Origin of the sequence: Amycolatopsis sp. NBRC 101858 (assembly GCF_030269325.1) — a bacterium.
GTDB lineage: Bacteria > Actinomycetota > Actinomycetes > Mycobacteriales > Pseudonocardiaceae > Amycolatopsis > Amycolatopsis ponsaeliensis.
This window is the reverse complement of the sequence record NZ_BSTD01000003.1, coordinates 127,944-142,432: the sequence shown is the minus strand read 5'-3', so window position 1 is coordinate 142,432 and position 14,489 is coordinate 127,944. Positions and strand designations below refer to the sequence as shown.

9 protein-coding genes and 1 pseudogene are annotated in these 14,489 nt (G+C 66.9%); 4 read left to right on the top strand and 6 right to left on the bottom strand.

Annotation, left to right across the window (positions count from 1 at the left end; translation table 11 throughout):
- Positions 1–96: 96 nt before the first annotated feature.
- Entirely contained in the window at positions 97–384 is a 288-nt protein-coding gene (locus QSK39_RS24005) for a hypothetical protein (protein ID WP_285480070.1), read from the bottom strand.
- A gap of 356 nt (positions 385–740) precedes the next feature.
- Between QSK39_RS24005 and QSK39_RS24000 the strand changes: the two genes are divergently transcribed.
- Together QSK39_RS24000 and QSK39_RS23995 are read left to right on the top strand one after the other, a co-directional pair.
- Positions 741–1,070, top strand: a complete 330-nt coding sequence (locus tag QSK39_RS24000) for a hypothetical protein (protein ID WP_285480069.1) — start codon at positions 741–743, stop codon at positions 1,068–1,070.
- Complete coding sequence (locus QSK39_RS23995; protein WP_285480068.1) at positions 1,045–4,371, top strand: NERD domain-containing protein; 3,327 nt, start codon at positions 1,045–1,047, stop codon at positions 4,369–4,371. The genes QSK39_RS24000 and QSK39_RS23995 overlap by 26 nt, the downstream gene beginning before the upstream one ends.
- Before the next feature lie 9 nt (positions 4,372–4,380).
- On the opposite strand, the gene QSK39_RS23990 is transcribed toward QSK39_RS23995, so the two are convergent.
- The 3 genes from QSK39_RS23990 to QSK39_RS23980 form a co-directional block, all read right to left on the bottom strand.
- Complete coding sequence (locus QSK39_RS23990; RefSeq protein WP_285480067.1) at positions 4,381–5,877, bottom strand: UvrD-helicase domain-containing protein; 1,497 nt, start codon at positions 5,875–5,877, stop codon at positions 4,381–4,383.
- Complete coding sequence (locus tag QSK39_RS23985; RefSeq protein WP_285480066.1) at positions 5,849–7,660, bottom strand: AAA family ATPase; 1,812 nt, start codon at positions 7,658–7,660, stop codon at positions 5,849–5,851. Before QSK39_RS23985 ends, QSK39_RS23990 begins: the two co-directional genes overlap by 29 nt.
- Positions 7,661–7,750: 90 nt before the next feature.
- Entirely contained in the window at positions 7,751–8,167 is a 417-nt protein-coding gene (locus QSK39_RS23980; RefSeq protein WP_285480065.1) for a DUF6907 domain-containing protein, read from the bottom strand.
- Between the two features lie 90 nt (positions 8,168–8,257).
- Here QSK39_RS23980 and QSK39_RS23975 point away from each other — a divergent pair, with 90 nt between their 5' ends.
- Positions 8,258–10,378: an NACHT domain-containing protein gene (locus QSK39_RS23975; protein WP_285480064.1), complete on the top strand. Its 2,121-nt coding sequence runs from the start codon at positions 8,258–8,260 to the stop codon at positions 10,376–10,378.
- A 19-nt stretch (positions 10,379–10,397) separates the two neighbouring features.
- Here QSK39_RS23975 and QSK39_RS23970 read toward each other — a convergent pair whose 3' ends face one another.
- Both QSK39_RS23970 and QSK39_RS23965 read right to left on the bottom strand, forming a co-directional pair.
- Positions 10,398–10,976, bottom strand: coding sequence for a kinase (locus tag QSK39_RS23970; protein WP_285480063.1), 579 nt, complete (start codon positions 10,974–10,976; stop codon positions 10,398–10,400).
- A 2,047-nt stretch (positions 10,977–13,023) separates the two neighbouring features.
- Positions 13,024–13,446: a hypothetical protein gene (locus QSK39_RS23965; protein ID WP_285480062.1), complete on the bottom strand. Its 423-nt coding sequence runs from the start codon at positions 13,444–13,446 to the stop codon at positions 13,024–13,026.
- Between QSK39_RS23965 and QSK39_RS53070 the strand changes: the two are divergent.
- Positions 13,447–14,133 (top strand): annotated as a pseudogene (locus tag QSK39_RS53070) (recombinase family protein); the annotation flags it as partial.
- Positions 14,134–14,489: the final 356 nt, after the last annotated feature.

The window sequence follows — 14,489 nt, the reverse complement described above, 5'->3', positions numbered from 1 at the left end:
CAGATCGTTGTCAAAACCGTTACGGCGTCTGTGGCCGGACGAACAGACCGCCGGCCGTCGCATTCAGAAGCCGGTGGTGTGGCGGATTTTCGTTGGTCAGGGTCGGTTGTACTGCTCGCAGCTGACGTAGTGGTCGAGTTCGTCAGCGAGGCAGATGACGACGTAGTGCGGACCACCGGGAAGGTCGGCGGTCAGGTTCCACGTGCTGCTGGAGACGTCATTGCAGTGCAGGCTGGTGCTCCTTCGCGAGTGGTCGGTTCCGTTTGCGTCGTAGACGAAGACGTAGAGCCGCCGGCAGTTGCTGGCCTTGAGCGAGTAGTCGACATCGGCCGATCGCTGGTGCCAGCGGATCGTGCGGACCCCGTAGGACGCGCCGTAGCGCATGTCGACCTGGCTGGACGGGGTCCGCCGCCGTTGCCGGTTCCGCGACGGCGGCTTCGGCCGGTACCGTCAACGCCATCGTCGCGGCGGCGAACCCAGTGCTGTGGTCAAGCCCTTCAGCCAGCGCACTTCGCCGACCGGCGTGCCCGAAGAACTCCTTCCGCGGGACACCGGTCAGGCTTCGGCGTTGTGGCGGTCGTGGCTGACCGCTAAGCGGATGCTGGTCGTCCTCGACAACGCGCTTAACGCACGGCAGCTCGCGCCGCTGCTGCCCGGCTCGCCGGGGCACCTCTTCCTGGTGACCAGCCGGGGGCCGGCTGCCCGAGCTCGATGGGGCCGACCACCTGTCACTGGAGCCGATGGCCGAAGCTGATGCGCGGGAGCTGCTGGTGCGCGTGTGCCGCCGTCCGGTCGCGTGGGAGCGCGCCGCAGCCGAGGTGGTGGAGCTGTGCGGCCGGCTACCCCTGGCAATCAGGCTCGCAGGGACCCGGTTGCGGCACCACGACACCTGGTCGGTCGCCGATCTGCTTCGCTACCACCAACGACGGCCATGGGAGCTGGCGGCGGGCTCGGCCGCCCCGCAGAATTACATCACCTCGACGCGAAGTAGGTCTGCCGATCGCCGAGGCGCTGTGGGCGCCGGTTCCGTGATGGAATGCAGCGGTGGCGGTCGAACTTTTCTGGGGTGAGAAACCGGACGTCGGATCCGAGATCCGGTTCCTCGAGATGCTCGAGGCCGACTTGGAAGACTTCGGGACCTCGGCAATCGTCCTCGCCAACTTCTTCGCCGGCCGGCCTCGGCGTCAGATCGACTTCCTCGTCATCACCGACGTCCACGCGTGCCACGTCGAACTCAAGGCCTACCCCGACCGGCTGGTCGGCGGAACGAACGGCCCGTGGTCGGTCTGGCATCCTGACGGCACGCGCGAACCCATCGACCGGGAGAACCCCTACCAGCAGGCCCGGAGCTGCAAGTTCGCGGTGAGTGACGCCATGCACTGGTTCGCCGCGCGGGAAGGGGAAACCCCGACCGGACGCAAGTTCTACACGCAGCTCGACAGCGTCGTCTGCGTCTTCCCTCGGCTCGCAGAAGGCTCCGACGTGCCGGGGGACGACAGGGTCAGAACCCTGGGATACACCGATCTGGTGAACTTCCTGCGTACTCCGGGAAACCGGCCCGCGTGGAGCCGTGAGCGGTGGCTGGAATTTGTCCGCGTGCTCGGCCTCGTCAAGGGTGGCGCGGAGGCCGAACGCGTGGTCGATGCGGGCATCGCGGCGCGTAAGGTCGACACGTACTGCCGGAACTTTGCCGAGTTCCACGAAACCGGCCTGCACGAGCTGGTGTCTCTGCCCTTGGCGACGGACCAGGCCGCACTCGCTTTTGTCGACTTCCAGGACCTGCTGCGCGAGACCGATCGCGTCCAGCTCGTCGGCCCGTCAGGCGCGGGTAAGAGCCATCTGGCCAGGCACACCGCGCTCGCGCTGGCGGAACAGGGCGCCGTCCCGGTGCTCGTGGCGGCCGGCATGTACGAGCACCGGCTGGCACCCTTGCTGAACCGAGTCGTCGGCCGTTTCCTCTCGGGTTCCACGGACGACCTGCTCCAGGCAGCGAAGATCCTGGGCAAGAGGGTGGTCCTTCTGCTCGACGGGTTCAACGAGTGCTCGCTGCCTCTTCGCGAGCGTTTGCTAGGTGATCTCGCGGCGTTTCGGCTGTACGCGGACGCTTCGGTCCTCATCACGACGCAGGAAGAGACACCGCACGGCGGGACCACCGTCCGTTCTGGGCAGCTCGCCGCGGCCGACAAGACTGCCGTGTTGGAGTCCTACGGCAGGCCCGAGCTGCTGCCGCTCTGCGAGCCGTTCTCGACCGCGTACGAGCTTGCGATCGCCTCGGAATGCGCGGCCGAGCTGAGTGAAGGCACGACGCGAGCCACGCTCATGGACGCGTTCGTCCGCAAGCGGCTGGAAGCGACGAAGCTGCCCGCTGACGTCCGTGGTGTCCTCCGGCGGCTGGCGGTCGCGATGAACGAACGTCTGGTGACCTGGTTACCGGTGGACGTCGTGCGGCGGATCGCCGAGCAGTTCGTCGTGGATCAGGACGCACCGAGCCGGGTGATCGACGACGCGCTCGTCAGCTCGCTGGCCGTGGACTTCCAGGGCCGGTTTTCGTTCTCGCACGAGTTGGTCGGCCGGTTCTTGGTGGCCGAGAACCTGATGCTGGTGCACCGAAACCCGGCTGAACTTGCCGAACAGCTGAAGCGGCCTCGGCACCAGGACCTGTCGCCGCTGGTCGTCCCGCTTGAACCGGACGGTGACCGGTTGCGGAACCTGGCCGGCTCGCTTGGTGACGGCGGGCTGTACATCGAGGCGCTGAAGGGAAGCCTCGGGCAGTTGGCCGCCCGCGTCGTGCGATCGATGGCGACCGACCTGATCGGTAGGGCAACCGATGATCTGACTGACACAGCTTTCGCCTTCGAGCCCGACTACCGGCTGCGGGTCAGTGGAGGGCGTCCGCTGTCCCCACCAGAGGCGGCGCTGTTCGCGGCGGTCGGAGCCTTCACGTTCCACGGCGAGTTCCTCGACGAGGTGGTCGCCCTGCTCGACGCGACGGACGCTGCCTGCCGTCGTTCGTGCGAAGCGGCGGATCCTGTGCCTGCGATCTCGTACGTCGTGGCGACAGTGTTCATCGGCATGGGAGGTGCCAGTGAATCCGTTGCTGCGCGGACTTTCGCCAACTACCACTGGCACCTGTTCCAGTACCGTCGGTTGCAGCTTCCTGCATTGGACGGGACGGAGGTCCGTCGTCGCCTGGCCCCTGTCGTCGCCGGTGCGGAAGGCCACAGCCACGGCAGGTTGCTTCTGCTGAGTTCGCTGCTCGGCAACGAACCAAGCGTCGAAGTCGCCGGTCTTGCACTCGACGTACTGCGGCTGGCTTGGCGCAACGGCGCCTACCACGTACAGCTGGCCGCCCTGATGATGATCCAGAGCTTCGCAGTCGCGACGAGGGGCAATGCCTTGCACGGCCGGATTGTCGAGGTTCTGGACCACCTGGACGCGTCGGACAGTCATCCGCTCATCGGCTCGCAGCTGCTGGAAACCATGGACTCGTTCGGCATGGTCACGACGGAGTGGGAGCCCGCGCCGATCCGGGACCAGATCATCGATCTCCTGTGTCACGAGTGGACCGCGGACACCTGCCGATGTGCTTATGGAATCGTGGCGCGGCAGTTCGAAGAACTTGGCGGCGAGGCACACTTCACGGCGATCGAGGAACTTCCCGCGGAAGCGCGGACCGACCTCTTGACGATGGCCGCCATCGGTGCGCCGGACGGATTTTGGACGGACGACATCCTTCGTCGGCTGGTCGAGTCCGCCGACAGTCGAGCACTGCCCGCCTTCTTGCGGTGGGCGACCCTGCTAGACACCTCGTCGGGTTACCTCCAAGGTGTCGTCGCTTGCTACGTGGTTTCGCTGGAGGGCTGCGCGCTTTTCCTGGACACTCCACCTGCGCTCCATCATTGCCGGAATGAGAACGAGGACGCCTGGCAATGCCTGGGAGCCATCGTGTTCTGGCTTTTCCGAGGCGAGCGGGGGGAGAAGGACGTCGCCGCGCGGTGCGCGCCGTACTGGCAGCGACTCCAGGGGGACCTGGCGCCCGCGGCCGCGGATGCCTTGTACTGGTTCTCCGACTCCGCGGTGGCGCTCGCGACCGAACGGAAGCCTGTTTTCGGCCGGCTGCTGAACGCTTTTCCCGAGCAGGTTCGAGCGATCCTTGAGTGGAGCCTTCGCCGCCGGGGCGAGCTGACCTCGTTGTTCGGAGAACGGACGCCGTTCCACGGATCCGAGCGGCAGATCGACCGGGTCATCTCCACCCTTGGCCACGTCGGGAACGCCGACACGGTCGAGTCACTCCGCCAGTTCGTCGACGACCCGGCGCTCGGGCCCACCGCGATCAAGGCGATCCGGAAACTGACCGGCGACCCGGCCTGATTCGGCGGATCAACATCGGAAAACCCGTCTTGCCGCGCGGGTGAGCGCGACGTACAGCACCCGATCGTCGATCCGGTCCTGTCTCAGGCCGGCGGCCAGCTTGGCGGCCTCACCGTCGGTGAGCCGGACGCCGACCACCGGCCATTCGCGGCCTTTGGCCTGGTGAACCGTCATCCCGGCGACCACGTGCGGCTGCCTCATGCGACGGGCCAGCGCCAGCAGCCGGCGGTGCTGGATCGCCTCACTCTTCTCCGGCAGCTTGCCGAGCCGTCGAGAGCTGCCCAGCAGCTTGAGGACCGACCGCAGTACGTCGAGCGCGCCCTCCGCCGCCTGCGGGGTTCCCCGGCGAACGATTTCGAGCACCGCTCCGAGAAGGCTTCCGTTCGCGCGGAGCTTGTCCATGGTCAGCCCGAGCAGAATGGCTGCCTCTTCGGCGTAGTAGGCCGAATGCCCGAAGCGCCCCTGGACGAGACGGTCCAGCAACAGGGTCATCGCCGCGTCGGTCAGGTTGTCCAGCTTTCCGAACGACAACGGCAGGACGCAGTCCGGCCCCTCCCACAGGCCATCCCATCTGGGGGCGAGAACCACGTCGCACTCCGCCGCGTCGGTGACGACGTCGAGCGTGATCGACTGCCCGGTTCGCGCCGCGCCGGCGATCTCGATCATGCCCTGCGTCTCGAAGCGGAACGAGGAGGTGATGGGGAACTCCGCGAAGCCGTCGCGTTGCACCAGGAGGGGGACCAGTTCGGGACGTGCTCCGCGAAACTCGTACAGCGCCTGCCAGGGGTCGCCGATCATGGTCGTGGAGATGCCCGCTGCGGCCGCCAGCCGGACCAGGTCCAGATCGAGTTCGTTCGCATCGAACACCTCGTCGACGATCACGCCCTTGGTGCCCGAGGTCAGGTAGTCGACCACCTCGGCGCGGAGTTCAGGGTGCCGGAGAACGGCTCCCATCACTTGCCGGATTTCGGCGTGAGTGCATCGGCCAGCTGCGAGGTGCTCGTCGAAAGGCTGCTTTGTTCCGATGTGGTAGCCCGTCGCCATGACCTTCACACCCCGCGCACGGACATTCGTGTTTTGAAGCATAGCGATGCGACGGAAGCCCGACTCCGGCGTCAGCCATCTGGCTCCTCGCTGCCCCCGCCAGGTGTCCAGCACCGTGAGTTCGGTGTGGCCGCCCGGCCAGGACACGACTCCGCGGCGCAGGAGGAAGGTGAGGATCTCGGCGAAGAGCGCATCGAGAGTTCGAGCTTGGTGAGGCCAGGCGAGCGCCGCGCCGCCCCAACGGCTGCGGATCCGCGCGGCGAGTTCGCCGCGTGCCGATCGGGTGAAGCTCAGGGCCAAGATCCGGCGAGTGTCGGCCGGGGTGTCGTAGCGCAGCACGCCGAAGCGCTCCGCGGCGACGGTGGTCTTTCCCGAGCCGGGTGCCGCGACGATGAACGCGCGCGTGGCCGCGGTCGTCGCCGCGGCTCGCTGCTCACCGGTCAGCGGCCGGCGGGGCGGCATCTTCGCTTTCGTCCGGGTAGAGGAAGTCGAACATGGCCGCTACGTGCAACGGAACGACGATCGGCTCGCCGGACTCCAAGCGATGCAGGAGTTCGTCGGCGAGGGCAAGGGCGAACTCCGCCTTGCGCTTCTTGGCGGTCGTGGCGAATAGCGTGTCGACCGCCTGCGGGGTCAGCGGGTCGGGCACGGATATCCCGGCCTCGATAAGAGCCACGTGGACCGCTACCTCGTTGCCCGCGGTGAAGGCTGGTTCCAGCGTGGGGTGGTTATAGAAGCCGCGGACGACGTCGCGGTCGGCGTTGGCCAGCCACGACGTCTCGGAGAACACGTCCGGCGGTCGCGTGTCGGTGTCGGTGAAGACCGCGATGCGGCGGGCGATTTCGTGGCCGGGCGACGCCAGCAGGTCGACCGGCCAGCGGCCGGGCCGAGACCCCATGACGGTGATCGTAAGCGCTTCGACGAACCGCCGCTTGAGGTCGTCGGCGCCGGCCCAGGCGCGGCCGAACTGCCTGAGTATCGCTCCTTCGGTGACACCCTCGGTGACGATCATGCGCTCCGCGAACAGCGCGGCCGAGCGGGTCGTGTCGAGGTGGAGCCGGGCCATGCGCAGCGTGCGCTTCCTGTCGTGGATGGGCATCGTGGCCAGCACCCGGGAAACCCGCCGTCCATCCTGCTGCCGCCGCAGCACGACCAGTTCCTCGGGACGGCACGCCGAGATGACCTCACCCGCGTGGCTTGTGACTATCGTCTGGAGTTCGGGGCGTGCGGCCGTGATCTGGCGCAGGTACCGGGTCAGCCCGTGCTGCAGCTGCGGGTGCAGATGGGCCTCGGGTTCCTCGATCACGACCGTGACGTGGAAGAGGTCGGGGAAGAAGGCGTCCTGCTGGGACTCGGCCTCGGCGTCCCGCTGGACCTGGCGCTCATTCTCGCCGGGTTCCTCCGCAGGCTCACCGGCGTCGGATTCGGGCGCGTCCGATCGAGGCGTCGTCAGGTCGGGGATCGCCGCCAGGGTGATCGCGATGTGAAGCAAGTTCACGTAGCCCAGGCCGGATACTTCGAGCCGCTGAGCGAAGGCCCGGTCGTCGATGGCGCCGAGCAGTACTTCCAGCACCCGGGCGAGGTAGGCGTCGTCGACGACCTGGCCGCCGATGAAGGCGAACTGGTGGCTGACGCCGGACGACAACGCGGTGAGGTGGCCGCGGACGCGCTGTTCGACGGCTTCGATCAGGCCGGTCCTGGTGAGGGCTTCCAACAGCCGCTGCGCCCGGGCGCGGAGGTCGACGAGGTTCCGGTGCCCGTTGCGCGCCTGCTGCTCGGCCCGGAACAGCTCGATCAGGACTTGGGCCTCACGCCGGGCGAGTTCGTCTAGCGGGTTGCGGTAGGCGGGCAGGTAGATCAGCCTCAAGGACTCGAACTCCTCCGGCTCGCCACCGACGGCCCTCGCCCGGACGCGGCCGAGGTTGCGCTCGAGTTCTCGGGTCCAGGCAGGGGCGGGCATGGCGATGTTCTGGAGCCGCTGCCCGACCGGGCCTTCGTCAGCCCCTGCGTTGAAGGCGTAGGTGACGTCGACCTCGCGGGGGAGCGTTGCACTCAGCGTGGCGACCGTCGGTCGTGGGACGTGCGGAAACGTGCGAGGATGGGCGAGGTACAAGGCGTCGGCCACGGTGCTCTTGCCGGCGTTGTTCGCTCCGGCCAACAGGGAGAAGCGGCCGGGGAACTCACAGATGATCTCGTCCTTCGCCGCCGCGCGGAACCCGCGCACGGCCACCCTCTGCAGGTACACCCGTCCTCCTGAATTCTGCTGCTCGACGTCATCTTTCTACCACTCGGGCCGCGAGTTCCTCGGCATTTGGGCCAACGCCTCCGTCCGCTGTCAACGATTTGCGGTCGAGTGAGACGCTTCGATGAGCCGTAGCATTTCGTGGGCCACACGTTCCGCTTCGGTCACCGTGAATGCGAAACCCTTTCCGTGGGCCAGTATCTCCGGTGCGACGCTGATTCTCGGCCCGACCTCGCGAAATCCCTGCTCCATCGTGATCAGCAACCGAAGCGGAATTTCGTGAGTCTCGTCGTCGACCCGCTCGAAGGCCGGCTCGGCCAGCACCGGATCGAACGCAAGTGTGTTGCTGGACCAGTGCACGCGGTCGTCGGGATGTGTCTCGTTGTGTTTCCCGCCGCACCAATGAGGGCAGCGGACGGTGTCCGGGGCGTCGATCCACGCCGTCGCCCCTTCCGCTGTTGTCTCGGAGCGTGCCTCATGTGCAGTCTCGACCGAGCTGAGCTGTGTCATGCGGGACTCGTTTCTTCCTGTGGTGAATTCCCCTGGACGGAACGGGGAGTCGCTGCCCCACTTCGGATCGTTACGGGTAGATGCCTGCGGATGCCGGTGTGGCAGAATTGGGGGCGGGAGGATGTCGTGCGGATTTTCCGGATCGTGTTGTGGGGTATCGGAGTAGCAGCACTCGTCGCCGCGACAGTTGTTCTCGTCATGCTGCAGACTCGTGGCGGGGAAATCGCCGGGGTCTTGGCGCTCTTCGTCGGGGTCGTCGTGGCCGTGCCGACGCTGGACGCCTGGATCCGGCAACGTCGCGGACGGCCGGAGGCAGTCGCCGCAGGGCTGGCCCAGCGGCTGCGCGTCGAGGAGGCGACCGTACTCGCCCGGCTGCTCGGGGACCTCGGTGACCCGAGCCCGGCCGATGTCGGCTTCCGGCTTCATGACGGGCGCGCCCGTCGCACCGACGGGGGAGGTCCGCTCGGGTCAGCGTTCGACGTCGCCGGGTACTACCGCACCCTGGACCGAGGCCGGTTGCTGATTCTGGGCGACGCCGGTGCCGGCAAGACCGTCCTGCTCATCAAGCTCGCGCTCGACCTGCTCGGTAGATGGCCGACCGCCGATTCGAAGCCCGTGCCGATCCGGATGAACCTCGCGTCGTTCGATCCGTTCGCCGACGGAAAGCGATACAACGACGCCACTTCGGTCCAGCTGTCGGAGCAGTTCGAGTCGTGGCTGGTCATCCAGCTACGCAGACGAGGGATCGACCAACGAACCGCGGCCGAACTCGTGGCCGGTGGATGGATCCTGCCGCTTCTCGACGGCCTCGACGAGATCGGTGACCTCGGTCGTTCGGCCGCCGTCCTGCGAGCTTTGAACTTCGCCGCGCGAGCACGCCCTTTCGTGTTGACTTGCCGCACTGGGTGGTTCGGCAGGCTCGCCCCGGCGGAACAGCTTCGCGATGTCGCCGTGGTCGAGCTGCAGCCACTTCCGCGGGCGGCGGTCCGTGACTACGTCATCGAACGACTGGGACCGAGTGCACTGGAGTCCCGCTGGCGCCGCACGCTGGACGCCTTGTCCGGTTCGGACGGCCGTGCCTCGGACCGGACGAGCCCCGTCGTGGAAGCCCTGAGTTCTCCGTGGCGCCTCTACCTGTGCATAACGGCTTTCGCGGAACGCGGCGACCCGTACGCGGAGCTGGCTGGGTTGACCGTGGACGAGGTCACGGCCCACCTCCTGGCGCAGCTGATCCCGGCGCTGACCGAACAGCACCCGCGCCGCGTCGGCGGTCGATGGCAGCCTGAAGAAGTGGAACGATGGCTGCGCGGCATGACCCATTCGAGTGAGCGGCTCATCGGGGAGGCCGCCGACATCGCATTGCCCGCCGTGTGGCGAACGGCGGGACGAGTGCTGCCGCGGGTCATCGGAGGCTTCGGCCAGGCGATCCTCGGCTGGGGCCTCGGTGCGGTCGCGTTGTGCGTCCAGTATCCGTCCTTGCTGGCTGTCGACTTCCCCGCCGGCGTGGCTGCGGCTGTGGTGGTCTTCGGCCTGTGCATGGTGACCGGCACGGCGTTGGTATGCATGGGCATGCCGGTGATGGTGTCGACACTCAGCCTCCAGTCGCTCCGAGCGGGACGAGGACGTCGATTGCTGTTCACCAGGGTGCTGCCGTGGTGCCTCCTAGGCGGCGCCACGATGTCCGGAGTGGTTGCGCTCGTCCTTTCCCCGCACGACGCATTGCCGATCGGTGTGATGTTTTTCGTCATCATGTTGGTGCAGCTCTCCACCGGGCGCAGACCGCTTGCGATGGCGCGGCCGAGCCAGCTGGTGCGCCTCAGCGTGGGTTTCGACGTCGTGGCGGCGATTACCTGCGGGCTCGGGTTCGGCATCGTGGCGTACTTGGTCGGCAAGCCCGCTGCACCCTCGGCGCTCCTCGGCGCGTTTCTGCTCGCCCGTCCGACCTGGTTCCGGTACCTTGCGGCGATCGTCGTGGGGAGGTGGCGCAGCCGGCTGCCTGCCCGGCCGGGTCAGTTCCTCGACTGGGCGTACGAAGCCGGGCTGGTCCGGCTGTCGGGTATCGGGGTCGAGTTCCGGCACGCGGAACTGCGTGAGTGGCTGACCGCTGCCGACCCGGCTGTGCCGAGCGGGAGCACTCGTAGCTCTGGTGGTCTGAGCGACGGCGAAGAGCAGGTTCTCCGGGCAGCTGCTCCGGTGCACCGACGTCGCTGAACGCCGTTCCGCGAGACTGTCACTCGAAGGAGCGAGCGTCCCGTTCGTGCTCGGACATGCACGAGACGATCCGGGTTACCGAAGCGTCCACCGTCGAGGCGGCGCTGATGATCTGCTCGCCGGGCACATCGAGACACCCACTTGCTCCGTACCAGCCGCGCATGTCCTCGGGAGTGAATTCGCCGGCTTGGGGACGCGTGGCATGGCGGCGAACGGTCTCTTCGAAAGGCACGTCGAGGTAGAAGAAACAGGTCCGACCGCGGTGGTCGGCCGCGAGTCTGCACATCATCGCCCCGTACCGAGCCGCGCTGAGAATGCCCTCGAGGATGACGTGGTAGCCGGCGTCGAGGCTGAACCGGCACACCGTCGCGATGAGCGCGATGTTCAGCCCGCCGGAGACGTCGTGCTCGCGCAGGACGACGCGGCGCAGGACGTCTTGCTGGACCAGCGCGACACCCCGGCCGAGCCGGGCACGCACAGCGGCGGCGACCGTGCTCTTACCGGCGCCGGAAGGGCCTCGGAGTACGACCAGCCGGGTGTGCGGTGAACCGGTCGGCCCGGTTGGTGGTTCCTTCGATGCTGCTGTCACAGGGCTCATGGTGTCTGTATCAGTAGCCCACGGCGACAGCGGAGCAGTTTTGCTCGGCCGCGAGATCGTCGAAGGCCTGGGACGGCGGCGGACTCGGGGGAGGAAAGCCGCCGTCCCAGGCCTGCGGCGGATGCCACAATGCCGATGTCGACCCTATGGGCTCGGTTGTTACGACCGGGAACATCCTGCGAGAGCAAGGCATCGGCGTGGTGCGCCGACGTTTGCCTGACCGAGCACGCCGCGAACAGCAAGGCAGGTGGTGCACCGGGCTCGGCTCCTGCGCACCGTGTGCCCTGGTGACGCATGCGGCCTCCCCCAATGCCGGCGGAGAAGCCGATCCGACTCGCTATCGGCAAGGTGCACGCACCAGGGAACCTGCACCGTGGCCTCAACGGGATGGAAGCACAGATCATGAACACCCGAGTGGGGGATATTCGATGGTGTCACTCCGCGGCCGGCCAAGAACCTGCACGAATGGCTCAAGAGCCTGGGTCGGGTTGCCAACGTCGCAGTGGCTGAAGGCTTGCCTACTACTTCTCTTGGAGCGCCTTTGCCGCTGGTTTCTGCGGCTGGGCCGGGTCGTTCGGTAGAGGTGACATGTCCGCGGCGCGCCATTTTCGGAGGATTCGGCGCCCGTGGTTGTGCGTACCGGCGATCCGGTCGAGGTCGGCGCCGCTCGGGGTGCGTCCTTGTCGGCATTTGGCCTCGTAGAACTCCCACATCCGCTGTTCCGCCGTTTTGTCCGCAGGCTGGTCCAGGGCTGTGGGCAAACGCTCTGGGAGGCCACCTGAGGCGTCTCAACGGCCTGCACCGGCGCCACGCGGCGTCACTTCGGTGCTCGGTTGAGCAACTCGACCGCGAGGAGGAGGGCAAGGGGTGGGCAGGCCGCGACCATCGGCCGTCTTGGGGAGCCGGTCATCAGGCAGTTCAACTGTGACTGCCACCTACACTTCATTGCACCTGGTTCGGCCGAGACGAGGTAGAACTTCGTACGACCCAATTCTCGACGTGCGAGACCGTGTATACCGACTGTCCGGGACGTGCGAGATCGACTGAGACCAGTTCCGAGACCAGGCTCGACGACGTCTCGACAGGCGCGCAGCCGATCTCGACCAGCCGGAGTAAGCAAGGGACCGGGTGCTTCTCGGCTGGGCGACGTCTCGTCCGCACGCGACGTACAGAGCTTGAAGACCCATCGCGAGACGGTCAACGCGCTTGTCGATGTTGCCCGCGGGGCCTGCCGGCTCGTCGAGGAGAAGACGACGTTCCTGCTACTCGGGTATCGCGGTCTGAAGGCCCGAATCGACTCGATGAACGAGGGCTGTCTGCGACGACTTGGTGCAGATGCTGCCCGCTGGGATTGTGCACACGAGCAGGGAACTCGTGCACACCCCGGCTGAGTAGCCAGGTGTGGGACTCGAACCGGAAACCGGCCTGATCGTGGACCTGGTTTGTAGGCGGAGCGTCAGTCCTGAATGCAGTCCACTGGCCTTTGTGCGTGTCTCGGGAAAGGGCCTCTGTCTCGCGAATGACCGAGACCGGTGAGACCGGTCTCGGTGGAGGTCTCGAGCAGGGGAGACCGTGTAGTGAACCACGAGAAAGCTCAGGCGCAGAGCCAGTTCCTGCATGACGGCGGAATACGGCCGAGGGAGCAACAATCGGAATGGTGTTACGATCGGCAACGTTCCAGTGGTGGGCCACGCCACTTCTCGGGGCATGTAGAGCTCGTTTGCGGAGCAAGCGCCCAAAAGCTGCGCTCTGGTCTCGCTCGCGCAACAGTGAATCTTCTCCGCTGGGCCGCTGACGCTTCTGCTGCCGAATCCGCTGAGGATGACCAACTCCCATGAATTCACCACAAAGCTGGACCGTCAACCCGCCGGCTCCTGCGTTCGACCGGTCGCCGAGGTCGGTCTCCGGCCCATCCGGGCTCTCCGACCACGCCCTGTCCCCGCTGGGCATGCCCCTCGCTCTGCTGCGAGACGAGGTGCGCGTCGCCTTCTTAGGACGGACCTCCACCGAGGACCAGCAGGACCCGCGGCAGTCGATCCTTCGGCAGCTAGGAAGCAGCAAGACCGCCTTGCCCGAATCCTGGGTCATCGTCGCGCACTTCTACGACGTCGAGTCCGGTCGTATGGAGCTCGAACGGCGTGGCCGCGGTGAGGACTACGACCGCTTCGACATCCCGATCGCTCGCGACGGCGGGATCTCGGACCTCCTGGAGGAGGCAGCGAGACCGGACCGTCGGTTCGACGTCGTCATCTGCGAGAGCATCGCGCGCGTCGCCCGCCGAGCCTACGAGGGGCTCTCGGTCGAGCGAGACCTCGAACGCTGTGAGGTCTCGCTGTTCGCGGCCAACGAGACCATCTCGGTCTCGGGCAGCCGAGCCCAGCGGATCCTCCAGCGACGCATCAATCAGTCGGTTGCCGAGTACGAGGTCCTTAACACCCTCGAGCAGTCCTGGGGTGGTCTTTGCACGCACGTGCGCGAGGGCTGGAACATCGGCAAGCCCTGCTACGGCTACAAGGCCAAGACCTTCCGCCACCCGAACCCGGCGAAGGCCGCGAAGGGCTTCACGAAGTCACGCCTGGAGCCGGATGGGCCGTGCGGTCAGACCGTCACCCAGATCGCCTCGTGGGCCTACTACGACTCGTTGGGGACCGACTCGATCGCCGACCTGCTCAACCAGGACCTGGTCAAGTTTCCGCCGCCGATGCCACCCGGGAAGGTGCGTGCTCGTGGGAGCTGGTGCAGCTCCAGCGTCAACGACATCCTGCGGAACCCCAAGTACACCGGTTACCAGGTCTACAACCGGCGGGCCACGCGGTCCCGCCGGGGCAAGGTGAACGATCCGGTGAAGTGGGTCTGGTCGCTCGAGCCAGCCCACGAGCCACTCGTCCCGAAGTGGATGTACGACGAGCTCATGGACCGTCGGAAGGCCAAGCGCCGGTCCCGGGCCGACAGTGGACCGAACTCTCACCCGCAGACACGCCGGACCTACGCCTTCCGCGGGATGATCTTCTGCCCGTGCGGCCGCCGCATGGTCGGTGACCCGCGTCACGGTCGCGCGTACTACCTGTGCCGCCCGAGCAACAACAACCGCGGCAGGCCCGACAAGTACGCCGGCCACCCGAAGACCCTCTACCTCCGCGAGGACGCGATCCTTGACGCCGTGGCAGCGTTCTTCGCCGATCGGGTCTTCGGGCCGGACCGGAAGGGGATCATCGAGGCGCAACTGGCCGGCGTCGATGATCACGAAGCCGCAGAAGCTGAGGCGCAGCGGCAAAGACTCAGGCAAGCCATGGACGACCTGGCGAAGAAGCAGGAGTCCGTCATGCGGCAGGCCATGGACGGCGATCCGGAAGACGCCTTTACCAAGGCGCTTCGCAGCCGCTATAACGACCTGGAAGCCCAACGCGCCGAGCTGGCGGTGACGCTGTCCGGTGTGGACGAAACGGCCAGTTCAGGACCGCGGCTGCCGACCGCAGACGATCTGTCGTTGTTGGATGGGCTGCCATACCTCGC

Excerpts from the sequence above, each read along its gene's own strand:
- QSK39_RS24005 (WP_285480070.1), bottom strand. The coding sequence starts at position 384 with ATGCGCTACGGCGCGTCCTACGGGGTCCGCACGATCCGCTGGCACCAG.
- QSK39_RS24000 (WP_285480069.1), top strand. The coding sequence starts at position 741 with ATGGCCGAAGCTGATGCGCGGGAGCTGCTGGTGCGCGTGTGCCGCCGT.
- QSK39_RS23990 (WP_285480067.1), bottom strand. The coding sequence starts at position 5,877 with ATGCCGCCCCGCCGGCCGCTGACCGGTGAGCAGCGAGCCGCGGCGACG.
- QSK39_RS23980 (WP_285480065.1), bottom strand. The coding sequence starts at position 8,167 with ATGACACAGCTCAGCTCGGTCGAGACTGCACATGAGGCACGCTCCGAG.
- QSK39_RS23975 (WP_285480064.1), top strand. The coding sequence starts at position 8,258 with ATGCCGGTGTGGCAGAATTGGGGGCGGGAGGATGTCGTGCGGATTTTC.
- QSK39_RS23970 (WP_285480063.1), bottom strand. The coding sequence starts at position 10,976 with ATGAGCCCTGTGACAGCAGCATCGAAGGAACCACCAACCGGGCCGACC.